The 18,195-nt window shown below is 64.5% G+C and carries 17 protein-coding genes and 1 tRNA gene; 4 read left to right on the forward strand and 14 right to left on the reverse strand.

Annotated features, from left to right (window positions below; translation table 11 throughout):
* Positions 1-7: 7 nt before the first annotated feature.
* The gene (gene obgE / locus FJ490_RS07945) at positions 8-1,039 is read right to left on the reverse strand and encodes a GTPase ObgE (protein WP_140493021.1); all 1,032 of its coding nucleotides are present in this window, start codon (positions 1,037-1,039) and stop codon (positions 8-10) included.
* 129 nt (positions 1,040-1,168) lie between these two features.
* Between obgE and FJ490_RS07950 the strand changes: the two genes are divergently transcribed.
* Positions 1,169-2,038 (forward strand): endonuclease/exonuclease/phosphatase family protein, encoded by an 870-nt coding sequence (locus FJ490_RS07950; RefSeq protein ID WP_140525012.1) that lies wholly within the window; start codon positions 1,169-1,171, stop codon positions 2,036-2,038.
* Between the two features lie 194 nt (positions 2,039-2,232).
* Here the strand turns inward: FJ490_RS07950 and FJ490_RS07955 are convergent, their stop codons facing one another.
* The 3 genes from FJ490_RS07955 to FJ490_RS07965 form a co-directional block, all read right to left on the reverse strand.
* A complete protein-coding gene (locus FJ490_RS07955) occupies positions 2,233-2,820 on the reverse strand; it encodes a GNAT family protein (protein ID WP_140729415.1) in 588 nt (195 codons plus the stop codon).
* Positions 2,821-2,956: 136 nt separating this feature from the next.
* Positions 2,957-3,226 carry a 50S ribosomal protein L27 gene (gene rpmA, locus FJ490_RS07960; protein WP_140493012.1) on the reverse strand — a complete coding sequence of 90 codons (270 nt, stop codon included), beginning with the start codon at positions 3,224-3,226 and terminating at the stop codon, positions 2,957-2,959.
* A 100-nt stretch (positions 3,227-3,326) separates the two neighbouring features.
* Positions 3,327-3,995 (reverse strand): 50S ribosomal protein L21, encoded by a 669-nt coding sequence (locus FJ490_RS07965; protein ID WP_140729416.1) that lies wholly within the window; start codon positions 3,993-3,995, stop codon positions 3,327-3,329.
* Between the two features lie 573 nt (positions 3,996-4,568).
* Here FJ490_RS07965 and FJ490_RS07970 point away from each other — a divergent pair.
* Positions 4,569-4,658, forward strand: a tRNA-Ser gene (locus FJ490_RS07970).
* A gap of 145 nt (positions 4,659-4,803) precedes the next feature.
* Here the strand turns inward: FJ490_RS07970 and recQ are convergent.
* Positions 4,804-6,645, reverse strand: a complete 1,842-nt coding sequence (recQ, locus tag FJ490_RS07975; RefSeq protein ID WP_140729417.1) for a DNA helicase RecQ — start codon at positions 6,643-6,645, stop codon at positions 4,804-4,806.
* Positions 6,646-6,810: 165 nt separating this feature from the next.
* On the opposite strand from recQ, the gene FJ490_RS07980 reads away from it, so the two are divergent.
* Positions 6,811-8,232 (forward strand): coniferyl aldehyde dehydrogenase, encoded by a 1,422-nt coding sequence (locus FJ490_RS07980; protein WP_140493001.1) that lies wholly within the window; start codon positions 6,811-6,813, stop codon positions 8,230-8,232.
* 235 nt (positions 8,233-8,467) lie between these two features.
* Here the strand turns inward: FJ490_RS07980 and FJ490_RS07985 are convergent, their stop codons facing one another.
* The 7 genes from FJ490_RS07985 to FJ490_RS08015 all read right to left on the reverse strand — a co-directional run bounded on the left by FJ490_RS07985 (position 8,468) and on the right by FJ490_RS08015 (position 14,126).
* A complete protein-coding gene (locus FJ490_RS07985; protein ID WP_140492998.1) occupies positions 8,468-8,806 on the reverse strand; it encodes a cupin domain-containing protein in 339 nt (112 codons plus the stop codon).
* Positions 8,807-8,816: 10 nt separating this feature from the next.
* Positions 8,817-9,581, reverse strand: coding sequence for a 2-dehydro-3-deoxy-D-gluconate 5-dehydrogenase KduD (gene kduD / locus FJ490_RS07990; protein WP_140729418.1), 765 nt, complete (start codon positions 9,579-9,581; stop codon positions 8,817-8,819).
* Entirely contained in the window at positions 9,578-10,429 is an 852-nt protein-coding gene (gene kduI, locus FJ490_RS07995) for a 5-dehydro-4-deoxy-D-glucuronate isomerase (protein ID WP_140560746.1), read from the reverse strand. The genes kduD and kduI overlap by 4 nt, the downstream gene beginning before the upstream one ends.
* Before the next feature lie 22 nt (positions 10,430-10,451).
* The gene (locus FJ490_RS08000) at positions 10,452-11,228 is read right to left on the reverse strand and encodes a FadR/GntR family transcriptional regulator (RefSeq protein ID WP_140518248.1); all 777 of its coding nucleotides are present in this window, start codon (positions 11,226-11,228) and stop codon (positions 10,452-10,454) included.
* Between the two features lie 8 nt (positions 11,229-11,236).
* Positions 11,237-12,517: a TRAP transporter large permease gene (locus FJ490_RS08005; RefSeq protein WP_140560745.1), complete on the reverse strand. Its 1,281-nt coding sequence runs from the start codon at positions 12,515-12,517 to the stop codon at positions 11,237-11,239.
* Positions 12,518-13,069 carry a TRAP transporter small permease gene (locus tag FJ490_RS08010; RefSeq protein ID WP_140493500.1) on the reverse strand — a complete coding sequence of 184 codons (552 nt, stop codon included), beginning with the start codon at positions 13,067-13,069 and terminating at the stop codon, positions 12,518-12,520.
* A 79-nt stretch (positions 13,070-13,148) separates the two neighbouring features.
* The gene (locus tag FJ490_RS08015) at positions 13,149-14,126 is read right to left on the reverse strand and encodes a TRAP transporter substrate-binding protein (protein ID WP_140560744.1); all 978 of its coding nucleotides are present in this window, start codon (positions 14,124-14,126) and stop codon (positions 13,149-13,151) included.
* 363 nt (positions 14,127-14,489) lie between these two features.
* Here FJ490_RS08015 and FJ490_RS08020 point away from each other — a divergent pair, with 363 nt between their 5' ends.
* Complete coding sequence (locus FJ490_RS08020) at positions 14,490-15,980, forward strand: mannitol dehydrogenase family protein (RefSeq protein ID WP_140729419.1); 1,491 nt, start codon at positions 14,490-14,492, stop codon at positions 15,978-15,980.
* 53 nt (positions 15,981-16,033) lie between these two features.
* Here FJ490_RS08020 and FJ490_RS08025 read toward each other — a convergent pair whose 3' ends face one another.
* Together FJ490_RS08025 and atpD are read right to left on the reverse strand one after the other, a co-directional pair.
* Entirely contained in the window at positions 16,034-16,441 is a 408-nt protein-coding gene (locus FJ490_RS08025; RefSeq protein WP_140492977.1) for a F0F1 ATP synthase subunit epsilon, read from the reverse strand.
* 113 nt (positions 16,442-16,554) lie between these two features.
* Entirely contained in the window at positions 16,555-18,141 is a 1,587-nt protein-coding gene (atpD, locus tag FJ490_RS08030; RefSeq protein WP_181165201.1) for a F0F1 ATP synthase subunit beta, read from the reverse strand.
* Between the last annotated feature and the right edge of the window lie 54 nt (positions 18,142-18,195).

The following is an 18,195-nucleotide window of genomic DNA, read 5'->3' on the forward strand; positions in this document are numbered from 1 at the left end:
GGTCATGCTATTTTTCCCAGCGCGTGTCGACCGGCGCCGCGATCGCGTCGCGTGCTTCGGCCACGACCGCCATCAGCGCGCGCAGCACCGCTTCGACCCCTTCGCCGGTGACCGCCGACAGAAGCATCGGCGCACGGCCGGCGGCGCGCTTCAGCGACGCGACCTTCTTCTTGCGCTCATCCGCATCAAGCGTGTCGACCTGCGAAAGGGCCAGTATCTCGGCCTTGTCGGTCAAGCCATGGCCATAGGCTTCGAGTTCGGCGCGCACGGTCTTGTAGGCCTTGCCGGGGTTCTCCTCCTGCGCCGACACCAGGTGCAGCAGCACACGCGTGCGCTCGACATGGCCAAGGAAGCGATCGCCGATGCCGACGCCCTCATGCGCGCCTTCGATGAGGCCGGGAATGTCGGCGATGACGAATTCGCGCGCATCGATGCGTGCCACCCCCAGGCCGGGATGGAGCGTGGTGAAGGGATAGTCGGCGATCTTCGGCTTGGCGGCGGTGACGGAGGCGAGAAAGGTCGATTTGCCGGCATTGGGCAGCCCGACCAGCCCGGCATCGGCGATCAGCTTCAGCCTGAGCCAGATGTTGAGCTCCTCGCCGGGCTGACCCGGATTGGCGCGGCGCGGCGCCTGGTTGGTCGAGGTCTTGAAGTGCTGGTTGCCGAAGCCGCCATTGCCGCCCTTGGCCAGCAGGAAGCGCTGGCCGACCACGGTGAGGTCGCAGATCAGCGTCTCGTTGTCCTCTTCGAACACCTGCGTTCCAGCCGGCACTTTCAGCGTGACGTCGGCGCCCTTGGCGCCGGTCATGTTGCGGCCCATGCCATGAGTGCCGGTCTTGGCCTTGAAATGCTGCTGGTAGCGGTAGTCGATCAGCGTGTTCAGCCCGTCGACCGCTTCCAGCCAGACGTCGCCGCCGCGGCCGCCATCGCCGCCGTCCGGTCCGCCGAACTCGATGAATTTCTCGCGCCGGAACGACACGGAACCCGCGCCCCCGTCGCCGGAGCGGACATAGACCTTGGCTTGATCGAGAAATTTCATCGGACAGCAGTTTCTTTATTGGCCTTGCGGCATTGCTCTAAACCTTGCGCCTTGCTCTAAACCAAGGCGCGGCGAAGGGCGAGGCCGTTTTGTGACAGTGGCCGCGTGGGGTTGGCCGGAGATGTCGGCATGAAGCTTGTAACCTACAACATCCAGTACGGCATCGGCCTCGATGGGCAGTACGATGTCGGGCGTATCGCCGACGCCGTGCGCGGCGCCGATGTCATCGCGCTGCAGGAGGTCACCCGCAACAATCCCAGGAACGGCGGACGCGACATGGTCGCCGAGATCGGCGAAGCGCTGCCCGACTATTTCGCCGTCTATGGCAGCAATTTCGAGGCCAATATCGGCTCGCGCATCGAGAACGGCCGCGCCATCACCACCACCTTCCAGCTCGGCAACATGGTGTTGTCGAAGACGCCCATTCATCTGTCGCGCAACCTGCTCCTGCCGCGCAGCCGCAGCTTCGAGATGATGAACTTCCAGCGCGGCGCGCTGGAGGCGCTGATCGAGACGCCGCTTGGTTTCATCCGCTTCTATTCCATCCATCTCGATCACCGCAGCCCGGTCGAGCGCGCCAGCCAGATCCAGTTCCTGCGCCGGCGCCTGTTGAACTATGCGCTTGAAGGCGGCGCGCTGTCCGGCGTCGCCGAGATCGGCCTGCCGGAACTGCCGCACCCCGAGGCCTTCGTCGGCATGGGCGACTTCAACATGCTGGCCGGATCGCCCGAATATGTCGAACTCGCCGGCCGGCCGGACCACGAATTCGGCATGCCGCTGACCGCCGACTTCGCCGTCGATGCCGCCCTGCGCCTCAATGTCGCCGGCGACGATCTCGTCAGCTGGGTCGACCCCAAGGACCCCGGCAATACCGACCGCCACAAGCGTATCGACTATATCTTCACCAGCGCCTCGCTTGCCCGGTCGCTGAAGCGCCTGTGGGTCGACCGAAAGGCTGTTGGCTCGGACCATCTGCCGGTATGGGCCGAACTGGGCTGAGCCCAAATCGATGCACGATTCTTTCCGAACCTTTGACCAGAGGCCCAGCGCCGATGTGTGCTGAGATTCAGGTCAGGCCGAGCCGAAAACGTTGGTTTTCGAGAACCGGAGCGGAGCGTACTTAAAGTACGCGAGCACCGGAAGCGCAGAAAATCAGCGTTTGCAGGCCGGCCTCACCTGAATATCGGCACACATCAAAAATGCACCCAGTTGCGCAGGCTGGTCCATGTCTTCCGGTCGAGGCGGTAACGTTCGACCGGCACCTGGCCGGCGACGATCGAGTTCAGCATGCCCTGGCCGGCGTACTGGAACCCGCATTTGTGGATCACCCGGCGCGAGGCCGGATTGATGACCCGCGTCGAGGCATGAAGCACCTGGATGTTTGTCCGCTGGAACGCGAGATCGACCAGGGCGTGCGACGCCTCGGTGGCGAAGCCGCGCTTCCAGTAGGGTTCTCCGATCCAGTAGCCGAGCTCCAGTCCGCGGTCGGTGGTATTCAATCCGGCGCAGCCAACGAAGGTTTCGGTGCCCGCCAGCGTCAGCGCATAGGCGATGCCGGCGCGGCGCGACTTGGTCATGGCCAGGAAAGCGCGTGCCTCGGCCTCGCCATAGGGATGCGGCATGCGGGCCAGCATCTCGGCGACATGACGGTTGTCGGCGAGCTCGACCAGTTGCGCGATGTCGCTTTCGCGCGGAGCCCGCATCACCAGCCGCTCGGTCACCAGCACCGGGCAATCGATCGCATAACTTTCGTCTTCTGAGTCTTCCGCTTCGGCAACCATGTCAAAGTCCTCCAGGCACAAGAAAAAGGGAGATGGAAACCCATCTCCCCTGATCCTTTTCCTGGCTTTGCCAAACCTTCTGGCTTCCAGACACCGGTTCCCGAGATGGGCTGCCGGTGTTGTGGTGCGGAACCGGCTACTCCGCTGCTTTGGTAATCGGGTTGACCGATACGTAGGTTCGGCCGTTGGCTTTTTTGTTGAACGTCACGGCGCCGGCTTCGAGCGCGAAAAGGGTGTGATCCGTGCCCATGCCGACATTGACGCCGGGATGCCAGGTGGTGCCGCGTTGACGAATGATGATGTTGCCCGGGATGACGGCTTCGCCGCCGAACTTCTTCACGCCCAGACGCTTGGAATGCGAGTCGCGACCGTTGCGCGACGAGCCGCCAGCTTTCTTGTGTGCCATCTAACTAACTCCGATGCGCCCAGGGGCGCTTGAATGGTCTTATGAACGCGTTCGCGTTCCGTTTCAAGTCCGATCCGGCGACGTTTCGCGCCGGTTCGCCCTACTTCTTCGCCAGTTCCTTGGCCTGCTCGCGCCAGTCCTTGATCTGGTCGGCGCTGAACGGCATGTTCTCGTCGATCTTGGCCACATCCTTCTCGGTCAGCTTGGCGAGCTGCGCGAAGGTGATGATGCCCTGTTCGTTGAGATCCTTGGCGGCGACCGGGCCAATGCCCTTGATCACGGTCAGATCGTCCGGCTCGCCCTTCGGCGCCTTGAACAGCGGCGCTGCCGCGGTCTCGGCCTTTGCCTCTTCCTTCGGGGCGTCCTTCTTGGCCTTGGCTTCCTTCGGCGCCGCGTCGGCGGCTACCTCGGCCTTGGCTTCCGCCTTGGCAGCGGCCTTCTTGGCCGGCTTGGCGCCACCCAGCAGGATCTCGGAGATCCTGACCGTGGTCAGCAACTGGCGATGGCCGATCTTGCGGCGCGAATTCTGGCGGCGGCGCTTCTTGAAGGCGATGACCGTGCGGTTCTTGCCCTGCTCGACGACTTCGGCGGTGACAACCGCGCCGTCGACGAACGGTGTGCCGAACGTGACATTCTCGCCCTCGCCATGCGCGAGCACGTGGCCGATCTCGACGATATCGCCGACATGGGCTTCGACTTTTTCGATCTTCAGGAGATCGTTGGCGGCGACGCGATACTGCTTGCCGCCCGTTTTGATGACTGCGAACATTTTTTGCCTTTCGCTGTTCGGTCGGCCTCGATGAACCGCCTGTGGCGGTTCGGCCGTCTTTTTGTCAGTCTGCGGGTTCAAAAAACAAGCGGCGCGGAAGAACCCTCCACGCCGATTGCGCGCTGTCCCTAACCGAAGGTTTGTTGCGAGTCAAGGCAAACGGCCAGATTCTCAGGGCAACGAATCCGGGCTAACGGGTTCCTTCGGAGCTTCGTCGGCGCGCTGGTGATGGAGCCTTGAACGGAAAAACCCGCCTGTGCGGCGGGTCCCTGGCGCAACTCAGCACCATAACCAGATATCTACCATAATTGCCTTCACCCCGTCAAGAAAAAATTCCTATTAGGAGGTCGCCGGCACTGCCGGACTGGCGTCCTCAGGTCTCGTTCACCCGAGTTCGAAATCTTGGCCCGATTGCTGGCCGGCGAAGTGGCTGGCATCGTCTACCGCGGTCGGGACCGCGTCGCTCCGGGCCAGCCTCTAACGCAAGCTGACTTTCCGGCGGATTTGGCCTTGTAACCTGCCCGTTCAGCCGTTATCTAGTGCGCCGCGCCGGCAACGGCCGACCATGACCGCGGAGAGGTGGCAGAGTGGTCGAATGCACCGCACTCGAAATGCGGCATGGGTGCAAGCCCATCGGGGGTTCGAATCCCTCCCTCTCCGCCATCCTGCTTCGCTCTTCGAGCTTCGCAGGAGCGGTTCAGTCAGCGGAGCGAAGCAGGGCGGGTTCGAATTTCTGCTTTGTAGGTCCGGAGACATGGGTAACAGTTTACCCGCTGCAGCCTGGGCGTGACGCGCCAACCGGTTCAGCTCAATTCGGATGATGTCCCGCGATTGCGCCCAGAAAAATCTCCCCGAATTCCCTAAGCTTTGCCGCTCCCACGCCATTCACCTCGGCGAACGCGTCGAGATCGCGCGGGCGGCGTTCGGCCATGTCGATCAGCGTGCGGTCGGAGAACACGACATAGGCCGGCACCTGCCGCTCCTTGGCCAGCCGTAGCCGCAGCGCCTTGAGCGCGCCCAGCAGCGATGCATCCACACCCTCGGCGCCGGCGGCGGAGCCTTCCCCGGATCGCTTCCTGCCGCGCGCGAGAGGGTCCCGCATCTCGACGCGATAATGGAACGCAACCTCGCCGCGCCCGAGGGCGCGGCCGCTTTCGGAAATGGCGAGGCCGCCATGGCCGTCCGGATCCGGCACAAGGAATCCGCCGGCGACCAGTTGCCGGATAAGCGACAGCCAGACCGTTTTCCTATGCGCCGCGCCGGCCCGGAAACTGGTCAGCGTTTGATGGCCTCTCGCCAGTACTTTCTCCGTCTCGTGGCCGAGCAGTATGTCGATGATATGGGCGGCGCCGAAGCGCTCGCCGGTCTGCGCGACGGCCGTCAGGATGATCCGCGCTTCCGCTCCGCCATCGGCGCGCGGCGCCTGGTCGAGGCAGTTGTCGCAATTGCCGCAGGGCGCTGCCTGTTCGCCGAAATAGCCGAGCAGGATCTGCCGACGGCACTGTACCGCCTCGCAATAGCCGATCAACGTATCGAGCCGGCGATGCCCGCGCCTCTTGTGCTCAGGTGATGATTCTTCGTCGTCGATGAACAGGCGCCGCATGCGGATATCGCCGAGCCCGTAGAGCATATGCGCCTCGGCTGCCCGCCCGTCGCGGCCGGCGCGGCCGATCTCCTGATAGTAGGCTTCGAGGCTGCCCGGCAGGTCGGTGTGGAAGACATAGGCGACGTCGGGCTTGTCGATGCCCATGCCGAAGGCGATGGTCGCCACCATGACGACGCCGGAGAGCGTCATGAAGGCGTTTTGATTCGCCTCGCGCGCTTCCTTGCTCATCCCGGCGTGATAGGCGAGCGCGGTGACGCCGTTCTTCTCGAGGAAGGCCGCCATCTCCTCGGTCTTCTTGCGCGACAGGCAATAGACGATGCCGCTTTTGCCTGCGTGACGCTCGACGAAGCGCAGCAACTGGCGCTTGCTGTCCTGCTTGGCCTCAAGGGCAAGCTTGATGTTCGGCCGGTCGAAACCCAGCACCACGGTTTCGGCGCGCCCGGCGAACAGACGCGCTTCGATATCGATGCGGGTAGCCTCGTCCGCCGTCGCCGTCAGCGCGATGATCGGCACTTGCGGGAAAATGGAGCGCAGCCGCGACAGATCCTCATATTCGCGCCGGAACGCCGGACCCCATTGCGAGATGCAATGCGCCTCGTCGATGGCGATCAGGCTGACGTCGAGCCTGGCCAGCGCGTCGAGCATCCGCTCCGTCATCAGCCGCTCCGGCGCGAGGTAGAGCAGGCGCGTCTGGCCGGAGGCGACACGGCGCCATGCCGCGACATTGGCCTCGCGCTCGATCGAGGAGTTGATCGTATCGGCTGCCACGCCGGCAAGGCGCAACGCCGCGACCTGATCCTGCATCAGCGCAACCAGCGGCGAGACAACGATGGCAAGGCCGCCCAGGACCAGCGCCGGAACCTGGTAGCAGAGCGATTTGCCCGCACCCGTCGGCATGACGGCCAGCACATGGCGTCCGCCCAGCAGCGCGTCCATGATTTCGGCCTGGCCGGGACGAAAATCGTCGAAGCCGAACACGTCCTTCAACACGCGTTGCTTGGGGTCTGGTGCATCCGGCGGAACGCTCGCCGTCGATATTGGCATCTCGCAATGGTCCCCGTTTGGCTGAGGCAACGTTCTTAAAGCGAAGATCGCCGGAACGCTATCCGCGGATGCGCGGGGCTGCCTTCCCTTGCGACATCAGCACCCCTGCTGGATTCTCTCACGTGCTGCGATGTAAGCTTGCCCGGGACGACCAGGGAGAGAGCGATGCTGCAGACCAGACAGGATGCTCTCGGCGAACGCTTCAAGCAGCAGCGCGCCGCCTTCGAGGCGCAGCCCTTTCCGGGCCTCGATGTCCGCAAGGATCGCCTCGCCCGGCTGCTGGCGCTCACGGAGAGGCATGAGGCCGACATCTGCGCGGCAATCGACACCGACTTCGGCGGCCGCTCGGCGCATGAGACCCGCCTTGCCGAACTGTTCGTGGTGCGGGCCGGCATCCGCCACGCACTGTCCCACCTGAAAGGCTGGATTCAGGAACGCCGCGTCGCCACCACCTTGCCGTTCCTACCGGGCAGGAACCGGCTCGTCGCGCAGCCGCTCGGTGTCGTCGGCATCGTATCGCCCTGGAATTACCCTTTCCAGCTCGCCGTCGCGCCGGTCATTGCGGCGCTCGCCGCCGGCAATCGCGTGCTGGTCAAACCATCCGAATTGACGCCCGCCTTTTCAGCACTGCTGGCGCGCCTGGCCGCCGAGCATTTCGCACCGGACGAACTCGGCGTCATCACCGGCGACGCGGAGGTCGGCAAGGCTTTCGTGTCGATGCCTTTCGATCACCTGCTGTTCACCGGTTCGACGGCCGTCGGCCGCCAGGTCGCACTGGCCGCCGCGGCCAACCTGACCCCGGTCACGCTGGAACTCGGCGGCAAGTCGCCGGCGATCTTCGACCCCTCATGCGACCTCGATGCGGCGGCGGCCAGCGTCGCCTATGGCAAGCTCCTCAATGCCGGGCAGACCTGCATCGCGCCGGACTACCTGCTGGTGCCCAAGGGACAGTCAGGCATCGTGGCAGAGAAACTCGCGGCGGCTATGGCGAAGCTCTACCCCAGCCTGCGCGACAATCCGGACTATACCGCCATCGTCAGCGACCGACATTATCAGCGCCTGCGGGCCATGATCGCGGAAGCCCGCGACGCCGGCGCCGATGTCACCGAAATCAACCCGGCCGGCGAGGCGTTCGGCGCCACAGGCCGCAAATTGCCGCCGACCCTGGTCAGGAACGCCGATCCCGACCTGCGGCTGATGCGCGAGGAGATTTTCGGGCCGGTGCTGCCGATCCTCGAATATGCCGGGATCGACGACGCCATCGCCCATGTCAACCGGGCCGACCGGCCGCTGGCGCTCTACTGGTTCGGGCGAGACGGCGGCAACCGGCAACGCATTCTGCACGAGACCATCGCCGGCGGCGTCACCATCAACGATTGCATGCTGCATCTGGTGCAGGAGAACCAACCCTTCGGCGGCGTCGGCGCCAGCGGCATGGGCGCCTATCACGGGGAATGGGGCTTTCGCACCTTCAGCAAGGAGAAGCCGGTTTTCCTGCAGTCGCGCTTGAGCGCGGGAAGCCTTCTGCGTCCGCCCTACGGCAAGACCTTCGAACGGCTTTTCGGCCTGCTCAGGCACATGACTTGAACGCCGTGCACCGCCCGCCGCCAGCGACGCGATCACATGCGGGCGCAATCACATGGTCCGCGCGTTAAGCCTATCTTCACCATGATTCGGCAGGCTCCATCTCCTGCGGCCACGTTTCGAGTACCGCGGCGCGCAAGCGCCCAGGCAACAGACCCGCGCCTCTCCGGAGGCGCGGGTTTTTCATTTGGAAACAGCGCGCCGAAACGAGCGCCTGTCGCTCATCGCAGGTCGGCCCTCAGGCGAGGAAATCGGCGCGGTGCGGCGTAAAGCTGTCGACGAGCCGGCCCGCCTCGAGCGCCTTGACACCGTGCACCAGGCCGGACGGCACGATGAAGCTGCCGCCCGTCTCGAGGATTTCGGTCCGGCCGTCGATGGTCACTTCGAAGCGGCCCTCGGCGACGTAGCTTGCCTGTACATGCGGATGCGAATGCAGGACGCCGACGCCGCCCTTGTCGAAGGCGAACTCGACCATCATCAGTTCATCCGTGTGCAGGAGAACGCGCCGCCTGTTGCCGTCCGGCGTCGCCGTCCAGGCGCCCGCGCCGGCCTGGGAGAAGATTTTCGTTTCGCTCATCCCAATATCCTCATCGCGCCAGCCAGCCGCCGTCCACCGGCACCACCGCGCCATGCATATAGTCCGACGCCGACGCCAGCAGGAAGGCCGCCGCATCGCCAATGTCTTCCGGCCGGCCCCAGCGGCCGGCCGGAATGCGCGCCAGGATCGAGGCGCTGCGGTCGGGATCGGCGCGCAGCGCCTGCGTATTGTTGGTTTCGATATAGCCCGGCGCGATGCCGTTGACGTTGATGCCTTTCGCTGCCCATTCGCAGGCGAGCAGCCGGGTGATGCCGAGCACGCCGTGCTTCGAGGCGGTGTAGGACGCGACGCGGATGCCGCCCTGGAAGCTCAGCACCGAGGCGATGTTGACGATCTTGCCTTTGCGTCCGCCGGCAAGGACGCGCCTGGCAAAGCCTTGGCAGAGCAGAAAAGCCGTCTTCAGGTTGAGGTCGAGCACCTCGTCCCAATCGGCCTCAGAAAGGTCGATTGCATCGGCGCGCCGGATGATGCCGGCATTGTTGACCAGCCCGTCGAGCGGCCCGCTTTCGTCCCAGACGCGCTCCAGCATCGGACCTGCGGCGGATGTGTCGGCAAGGTCGGCCGCGACCGCCTCGAACCGACCGCCCGCCGCGGCGATCCTTGCGGCCGTCTCATCCATCGAGGAGCGGCCGACGCCGACGACCATGCCGCCGGCGCGCGCGATCGAGACGGCAATGCCTTGGCCGATTCCGGTGTTGGCGCCGGTGACGAGGATGCGCCGACCGGTCAGGCTGAAGGCGGAGAAATCGCTCACCGCAGGTCTTCCATCGCAACCGGATCGACATCGGTGTAGTCGACATTGTCGCCGGCCATCGCCCAGATGAAGGCATAGCTGGAGGTGCCGGCGCCTGAATGGATCGACCAGCCGGGCGACAGCACGGCCTCCTCGTTGCGCATGACGATATGGCGGGTCTCGTCCGGCTCGCCCATGAAATGGAAGACGCGCGCCGCCTCCGGCAGGTCGAAATAGAGATAGGCCTCCATGCGCCGGTCGTGCACATGGCACGGCATGGTGTTCCAGATGGAGCCCGGCGCGAGTTGCGTCATCCCGACGACGAGCTGGCAGGTCCTGGCCCCGTCGGCATGGATGAACTGGAAGATCGAGCGTTCATTGCAGGCCTCCTTGCTGCCGAGATCGAGACGCCTGGCGTCACCGATGCGGATCAGCCGGCTGGGAAAGGTTTGATGCGCCGGCGCGCTGAGCAGATAAAACTTTGCCGGCGCCGCCTTGTCGACTGAGGCGAATGACACATCCTGCGTGCCCATGCCGAGATAGAGCATGTCGCGCGCCTGCAGCTCATGGAGCTGGCCTCCGGCTTCGATCGTGCCGGCGCCGCCGATATTGACGGCGATCAACTCGCGGCGCTCGAGAAAGCCTTTCGTTCCAGTCGGCTTGATTGCCTCCAGCCGAAGCGGCGCGCCGGCCGGCATCGCGCCGCCCACGATCATGCGGTCGTAATGTGTGTAGGTCAGGCTGACGCGGCCGGGCTGGAACAGGTCTTCGATGTGGAAATTGTGGCGCAACTCGTCGGTCCCCATGGCCGCGGCGGCGGCGGGGTCGATGGCAAAGCGCGATGTGTAGTCGGTATGGTTCTGGCTCATTGCTGTCCTGACTTGAGATGGATCATTCGCCGCCGGCCGCCTTGACCGAGTCGGAATAATAGACCTGCCGCGCATGCAGGCGCTCGCGATAGCGCTGCTGGCTGGCCGAGAGGTGCGTGCGCATCGCCTCGCGCGCGGCTTCGGCATCGCCCGATGTGATCGCGTTCAGGATCACCAGGTGCTCACGCTGCAGCCCGCGCTGATAGCTGTCGGACTGCACAAGCTCGGTCGACCAGGGCGAGGTCACATCGCACGGAATGGCGCGCCGGCCGAGCACGTCGAGCATCTCGACATAGAACGGGTTATTGGTGGCGCTGGCGATGGCGCGATGGAAGGCGAGATCGGCCGGACCGGTCGGCTCGCTGGCGAGCAACAGCCGCTCGAACTCGAAGAAGGCTTCCTGGATCGCCGCTTCCTGGGCCGCGTTGCGGCGGATAGCGGCGAGCCCGGCCGATTCGATCTCGATGGCGAGCCGCACTTCGAGCACGTTGAGTGCGATCGAATCCTTGCTGCCCATATCGGCCGCGAGCGCGCCGAACATCGTCGAGATGTGCTCTGTGACGAAGACGCCGGCGCCCTGCCGCGGCTCGACCAGGCCATCGGCGGCGAGCTTGGCCAGGGCTTCGCGGATGACGGTGCGGCTGACGCCGAAGGTTTCGGTCAGCTGGCCCTCGGTCGGCAGTTTGTGGCCGGGCAGGATCTCGCCGGCCTGAAGCTGCCTGCGGATTGCCGCGACGACGGTCTCCGACAGTTTGGGTTTTCTCTCGACCCTGAGGTCGGTTGCGCTATCCAATGCCATGTCGTCCTCTATTTGAACACGCTCGGCAACCAGAGCGAGATGGCCGGAATATACGTCACCAGCCCGAGAACCACGATACCGGCGCCATAGAACGGCCAGATCGAGCGCATCGCTTCCCAGACCGTGATCTTGCCGACGGCGCAGGCGACGAACTGCACCGTGCCGACCGGCGGCGTGTTCAGCCCGATGCCGAGATTGAGGATGGTGATGACGCCGAAATGCACGGGATCCACGCCATAATGCGTGACCAGCGGCAGGAAGATCGGCGTGCAGATGATGATCATCGGTCCCATGTCCATGAAGGTGCCGAGCACCAGCATCAGGACATTGAGCAGCAGCAGCACGACGAGCGGATCGGTGGAGATCGCATTCATGCCGGCGATCAGCAGCACCGGCACTTTGAGATAGGCCATCAGCCAGCTGAAAGAAGCCGCCGTACCGATGATCAACAGCACCATCGAAGTGGTGCGCACGGCGCCCTTGGTGGCGTGGACGAAATCGCTCCAGCCCATCGAACGGTAAACGAGGACGGTAACAAGCAAGGCGTAGAGAATGGCGATGCACGAACTCTCCGTCGCTGTGAAGATTCCGGAGCGGACGCCGCCAAAGATGATGCCGATCAGGAGCAGTCCCGGAATAGCGATGAGCGCCAGCTGCCCGACACGCGAAAAACCGGGGAAGGCCTCGACCGGATAGCCGCGGCTGCGGGCGACGAAATAGGCGGTGACCATCAGCGAGGCGGCGAACAAAAGGCCCGGTAGTATGCCGGCGGTGAACAGGTCGGCGATCGAAATCTTGCCGCCCCCGGCGATCGAATAGATGATCATGTTCTGCGATGGCGGCAAAAGCAGCGCGATCAGCGCCGCCATCGAGGTGACGTTGACGGCATAGTCGGCGCCATAGCCGCGTGCCTTCATCTGCGGGATCATCAGCCCGCCGACGGCCGCGGCCTCGGCCACGGCCGAGCCGGAAATGCCGCCGAACAGCGTGCCGGCGATGATGTTGACCTGGCCGAGACCGCCTCGGACATGGCCGACCAGGGAGCCGGCAAAGGAAACGATGCGCTGCGCGATGCCGCCGCGCACCATCAGATCGCCGGCATAGATGAAGAACGGGATCGCCATCAGGGAGAACGCGCTCATGCCCGACTTCATTTGCTGGAACACGACCAGGGGCGGCAGGCCGAGATAGAGCACGGTGGCGAAGGAGGCCGCACCGAGGCAGAACGCGATCGGCGTGCCGCCGAACATCAGCAGCGTGAAGACGCCGAACAGGATCCAGAGCTCCATCTAGGCCTCCTGCACCGCCGGCATCTCCGGCACGTCCTCGAGATTGATGTCCTTGTCGATATCGACGCCCGACCAGCGCAGCGCGATGCGCTCGGCCGAGAACAGGCAGATCAGCACGCCGCCGGCGACCAGCGGCAGATAGTCGAAGCCGCCCGGCAGCTCGAGCGCCGGGATGATGGTGTGCCAGGTCAGGCCGACAAGCTTGCAGCCGTACCAGACCATGCCGAATCCGAAGCCGAGCACGATCAGGTCGGACAGCGTGCGCAACGCTCCTTTGCTGCCTTTCGGCAGGACATAAAGCAGCACGTCGAACCCCATATGGTAGTTCTCCCGCACGCCGACGGCGGCGCCGAGGAAGATGAACCAGTTCATCAGCATGATGGCGCTGGTTTCGGTCCAGCTCGGCGACGAATTGAGCACGAAGCGGAAGAAGACCTGATAGGCGACGAGCGCGGTCATGGCGACCAAGCCGATGCCGGCCAGGTAGAGTGCCCCGTCGCAGATCCTCGAAAGCACGACGCTGAACCGTGGCGGCGCCGCGCTGCTTGTCATTGTCGCCATCTGATCCTCCCGATCGCCGGCCGGTCACGAAGGCGCGGGACGGCGTGCATTGCCCGCCCCGCGGCCGACTTCACTTGGTTGCCTGGACGCGGGCGGCGAGGTCCTTCAGCGCCGGCGTCGACAGGTATTTGTCGTAGACCGGCTTCATCGCGTCGATCAGCGGCTGCTTGTCGATCTCGCTGACCTTGACGCCTGCCTTTTCGACGATGTCGCGGGATTTCTTCTCCTGCGCGTCCCACAGTTCGCGCATCTTGACGACGCTGTCCTTGGCCGCCTGGCGCACGATCGTCTGGTCTTCCGGCGAGAGCTTGTCCCAGCTCGCCTTCGCCATCACCAGCACTTCCGGAACGATCTGGTGCTGGTCGAGCGTGTAGTGCTTGGCGACCTCATAGTGCTTGGCGGATTCGAAGCTCGGCCAGTTGTTTTCCGCGCCGTCGATGACGCCGGTCTCAAGTGCCGAATAGACTTCGCCATAAGCCATTGGCGTGGCGTTGGCGCCCAGTGCGTTGACCATGTCGACGAACACGTCCGACTGGATGACGCGGAATTTCATGCCCTTCAGATCGGCGATCGAGGCGATGTCCTTCTTGGTGTTGTAGAAGGAGCGCGCGCCGGAATCGTAGAAGGCCAGACCGACCAGGTCATGTGCCTCGAAGGCTTTCAGTATGTCGTCGCCGATCGGCCCGTCCATGACATGGCGCATATGTTCGACCGAGCGGAATATGTAGGGCAGCGACGGCACCGCGGTTTCCGGCACGATGCCGTTGAACGGCCCCATCGAGACACGGTTGAGGTCGATGACGCCGGTCTGGGTCTGCTCGATCGTGTCCTTCTCCTCGCCGAGCTGCGCCGAATGATAGACCTCGACCGAATAGCGGCCATCGGTGCGCTGCTTGATCAACTCGCCCATGTATTTCACCGCCTCGACCGTCGGATAGCCGTCGGGGTGCGTGTCGGCCGACCGCAGCACGGTTTGCGCGTTGGCGATGCCAATCAGCAGCGAGCCGAACGCGAATGTAGCCGCCGTCAATTTCGAAAAATGCAACATGACTTTCCTCCCTTTTTCAAAAATCAAGGCGCCGGCTCAGAGCCGGCGCATCACCAGCCCGTCATCCCTGCTCAATCTTGGCCATTTCGGTCAGCATCCGGTGCGGGCGAGCGAGCGTGGACGCGCGTCGGTGCTAAGCAGCAAATCCGCATCTGTCACTGCCACGGTGATCCTCCCATGAGGCGTTATCGGTAGGGTCGCAAGGAAATAATGTCAACATACAAAAAATAGATTGTTGTATGATGACTTTGACCCGGGAACCGGCCATTGTGCCGGACGGCAGTGGATGTTACGCCGCTGCCGTTTTCCTTCGCCGACCCTACGGGGCGGCTCCCAAAGGCCAATCGGGGACTTCGCACAGCAATGAACAGGCGTCTTTCGAAGGATACGATCGCGACGTTGCCGGCCAGGATCGCCGTGCCGCGTTTTGATCGCGCATCGGTCACGCAAGGCATCGTGCATCTGGGGGTCGGCGCCTTTCATCGCGCCCACCAGGCAGCCTATGTCGACGATTGCCTGGCTGCCGGAGAGACGGATTGGGGCATCGTCGGCGTGTCGCTGCGCAGTGCCGACACGCGCGATGCGCTTGCGCCGCAGGACGGGCTCTACACGCTGGCGATCCGCAGCGGGGGCGAGGAAAGTCTTCATGTCATCGGCTCCATCGGCGCGATGCTGGTGGCGCCGGAAGATCCCGCCGCCGTGCTGGCCGCGCTGACCGATCCGCGCACCCGCATCGTGACGCTGACCATCACCGAGAAAGCCTATCTGCGAGCCGCCGGCGGCGGGCTCGACGCAGCCCACCCTGACATCGCCCACGATCTGGCGAACCCGCATCTGCCGAAGACCGCGCACGGTTTTCTGGCCGAGGCGCTTGCACGCCGTCGCGCGGCCGGCTTGCAGCCCTTCACCGTGCTCTGCTGCGACAACCTGCCTGCCAACGGGGCGACCTTGCACAGGCTGCTGGTGGAATTCGCCGCGCTGCGCGATGCCAGCCTCGGTGAGAAGGGCGCTACCAGGCTTGCCGGCCATATCGCCGACGAGGTCGCGTTTCCCTCGAGCATGGTCGATCGCATCGTGCCGGCCACGACCGATGCCGACCGGGCGCGGATCGCTCTCGAGCTCGGCGTCGACGACGCCTGGCCGGTCATGACCGAGCCGTTCCGCCAGTGGGTGGTCGAGGACAATTTTCCGGCAGGCCGCCCGGCCTGGGAAAAGTTCGGCGTCACCATGGTCGGGGATGTCAGGCCCTTCGAGGACATGAAGCTGAGACTGCTCAACGGTGCGCATTCGGCCATTGCCTATCTCGGCCTGCTCAGCGGACACGCCACCGTCGACCGCGCCTTCGCCGATCCGGCGATCAGGCGCTTTGTCGATGCGCTGTGGGCCGAGGCAATCCCGACGCTGCCCACCGATGCCGGGCTGGATACCGCGAGCTATACGGCAGAGCTTGCCCAGCGTTTCTCCAATACAGCACTTGCCCACCGCACCGCGCAGATCGCCAATGACGGCAGCCAGAAACTGCCGCAGCGCATCATGGCCTCCGCGATCGAGCGCCTCCATTCAGGCGCCGCGCCCGGACATCTCATGCTGGCGGTTGCCGCCTGGATCGCCGCCTGCGAAGCGCGCGGCAAATCCCTGCCCGACGGCCATTTTACCGACCCGCTCGACATGCCGATGACGGCGATCATTGACCGGAATCTGCCCGCTGCCGAAACCGTCGCGGCAGTGTTCGATCTCGCCGGCTTCGCGACCGGGGCGCCTGAGCGGCCAGGATTGATGGGCCTTGCGGCCGTCCATCTCGAGCAGTTGCGCCGTGGCGGACCGGCTCAGGCCTTCGCGGCATTGGGCATTTAAAAACAAAAAAGCGAGGCAAGGCCCCGCTTTTCCGTCGAGTACTGGTGCCAGCCTCAAGCCGGCAGGATGGCGCCTTCCAGCGTGGTGAGCTGGCTGAGGAATTGTTCGGCCTTCGTGCGCGACCGGTCGTCCTTAGCGTCGGCGGCGTCTTCCCTGGCTTCCTGGATGCGGCGCGCGAGATCGGCGCGGTCGACATCCTTCACCGCGACAGCCGATTCCGCCAGCAGCGTGCAGCCGGCCGGAACGATGTCGGCGAAACCGCCGAAGACGACGTAACGCTCTTCACCGCCCGATGCAGCCTTCACCGTGACGACGCCCGGCTTGATCGTGGTCATGACCGGTGCGTGATGCGCCATCACGGTCATCTCGCCTTCCGCACCCGGAATAACGACTGCCTCGACCTCTGCGGAAACCAGCAGGCGCTCCGGCGAGACCAGTTCGAACTTGAAAGCTTCTGCCATGATCAATTTAGCGAGTAGGGAATAGTGAGTAGGGAAGTAGGGGAAAGGGCAATTGCGCCCGGTCACCTGCCTGCCATTCACTACCGACTACTGACTACTCCCTATTCCCTTGATTAAGCCGCTTCAGCCGCGAGACGCTGTGCCTTCTCGACCGCTTCCTCGATGCCGCCGACCATGTAGAAGGCGGCTTCCGGCAGGTGGTCGTAGTCACCGTTGCAGAGGCCCTTGAAGCCCTTGATGGTGTCGGCGAGGTCGACCAGCTTGCCCGGCGCGCCGGTGAACACTTCGGCGACGAAGAAGGGTTGCGACAGGAAGCGCTCGATCTTGCGGGCGCGAGCCACCGTCTGCTTGTCCTCTTCCGACAACTCGTCCATGCCCAGGATGGCGATGATGTCCTGCAGCGACTTGTAGCGCTGGAGGATCGACTGCACCTGGCGCGCGACGGCATAATGCTCTTCGCCGACCACCAGCGGGTCGAGCATGCGCGAGGTCGAGTCCAGCGGATCGACGGCCGGATAGATGCCCTTTTCGGCGATCGAGCGGTTGAGCGTCGTCGTCGCATCAAGGTGGGCGAACGAGGTCGCCGGCGCCGGGTCGGTCAAGTCGTCGGCCGGCACGTAGATGGCCTGCACCGAGGTGATCGAGCCCTTGGTGGTGGTGGTGATGCGTTCCTGCAGGGCGCCCATGTCGGTGGCGAGCGTGGGCTGGTAGCCCACGGCCGACGGGATACGGCCAAGCAGCGCCGACACTTCCGAACCGGCCTGCGTGAAGCGGAAGATGTTATCGACGAAGAACAGCACGTCCTGGCCCTGATCGCGGAAATATTCGGCGACCGTCAGGCCGGTCAGGCCGACGCGGGCACGCGCGCCCGGCGGTTCGTTCATCTGGCCATAGACCAGCGCCGCCTTGGAGCCTTCGCCGCCGCCCTTCTTGTTGACGCCGGATTCGATGAACTCGTGATAGAGGTCGTTGCCCTCGCGAGTGCGCTCGCCGACGCCGGCGAACACCGAATAGCCGCCGTGCGCCTTGGCGATGTTGTTGATCAGTTCCTGGATCAGCACCGTCTTGCCGACGCCGGCGCCGCCGAACAGGCCGATCTTGCCGCCCTTGGCGTAAGGTGCGAGCAGGTCGAGCACCTTGATACCGGTGATCAGGATCTGTGCTTCCGTCGATTGTTCGATATAGGCCGGGGCCGGCTGGTGGATCGAGCGCAACTCGACCGCGTCGACCGGGCCTGCTTCGTCGACCGGCTCGCCGATGACGTTGATGATGCGGCCGAGCATGCCCGGACCGACCGGCACGGCGATCGGGCCGCCGGTGTCGCGCACTTCCTGGCCGCGCACCAGGCCTTCGGTGGAATCCATGGCGATGCAGCGCACGGTGTTTTCACCCAGATGCTGGGCAACTTCGAGAACCAGGCGGTTGCCGACATTGGTGGTCTCGAGCGCATTCAGGATCGGCGGCAGGTGATCGCCGAACTGCACGTCGACCACGGCGCCGATGACCTGCCGGACCTTGCCGACGATGCCGGTGGCTTTGCTGGCCACGGCCGGGGTTTTTACCGCGGCGGCCCTGGTCGGCGCTGCCGCTTTCTTGGCCGGAGCCGCCTTAGCTGCTGCGGCCGGAGCCTTTGCCGGTGCCGCCTTGGCCGGGGCTGCTGCCTTGGGAGCCGCCGTCTTGGGGGTCGCTGCTTTCGCCATCGTCTTTACCCTTTTCGTCCTTTGTTTCTCGCGCGGTCGGATCGAGGTCGTTGA

Source organism: Mesorhizobium sp. B2-5-11 (genome assembly GCF_006440835.1).
In the GTDB taxonomy this organism is placed as follows: domain Bacteria; phylum Pseudomonadota; class Alphaproteobacteria; order Rhizobiales; family Rhizobiaceae; genus Mesorhizobium.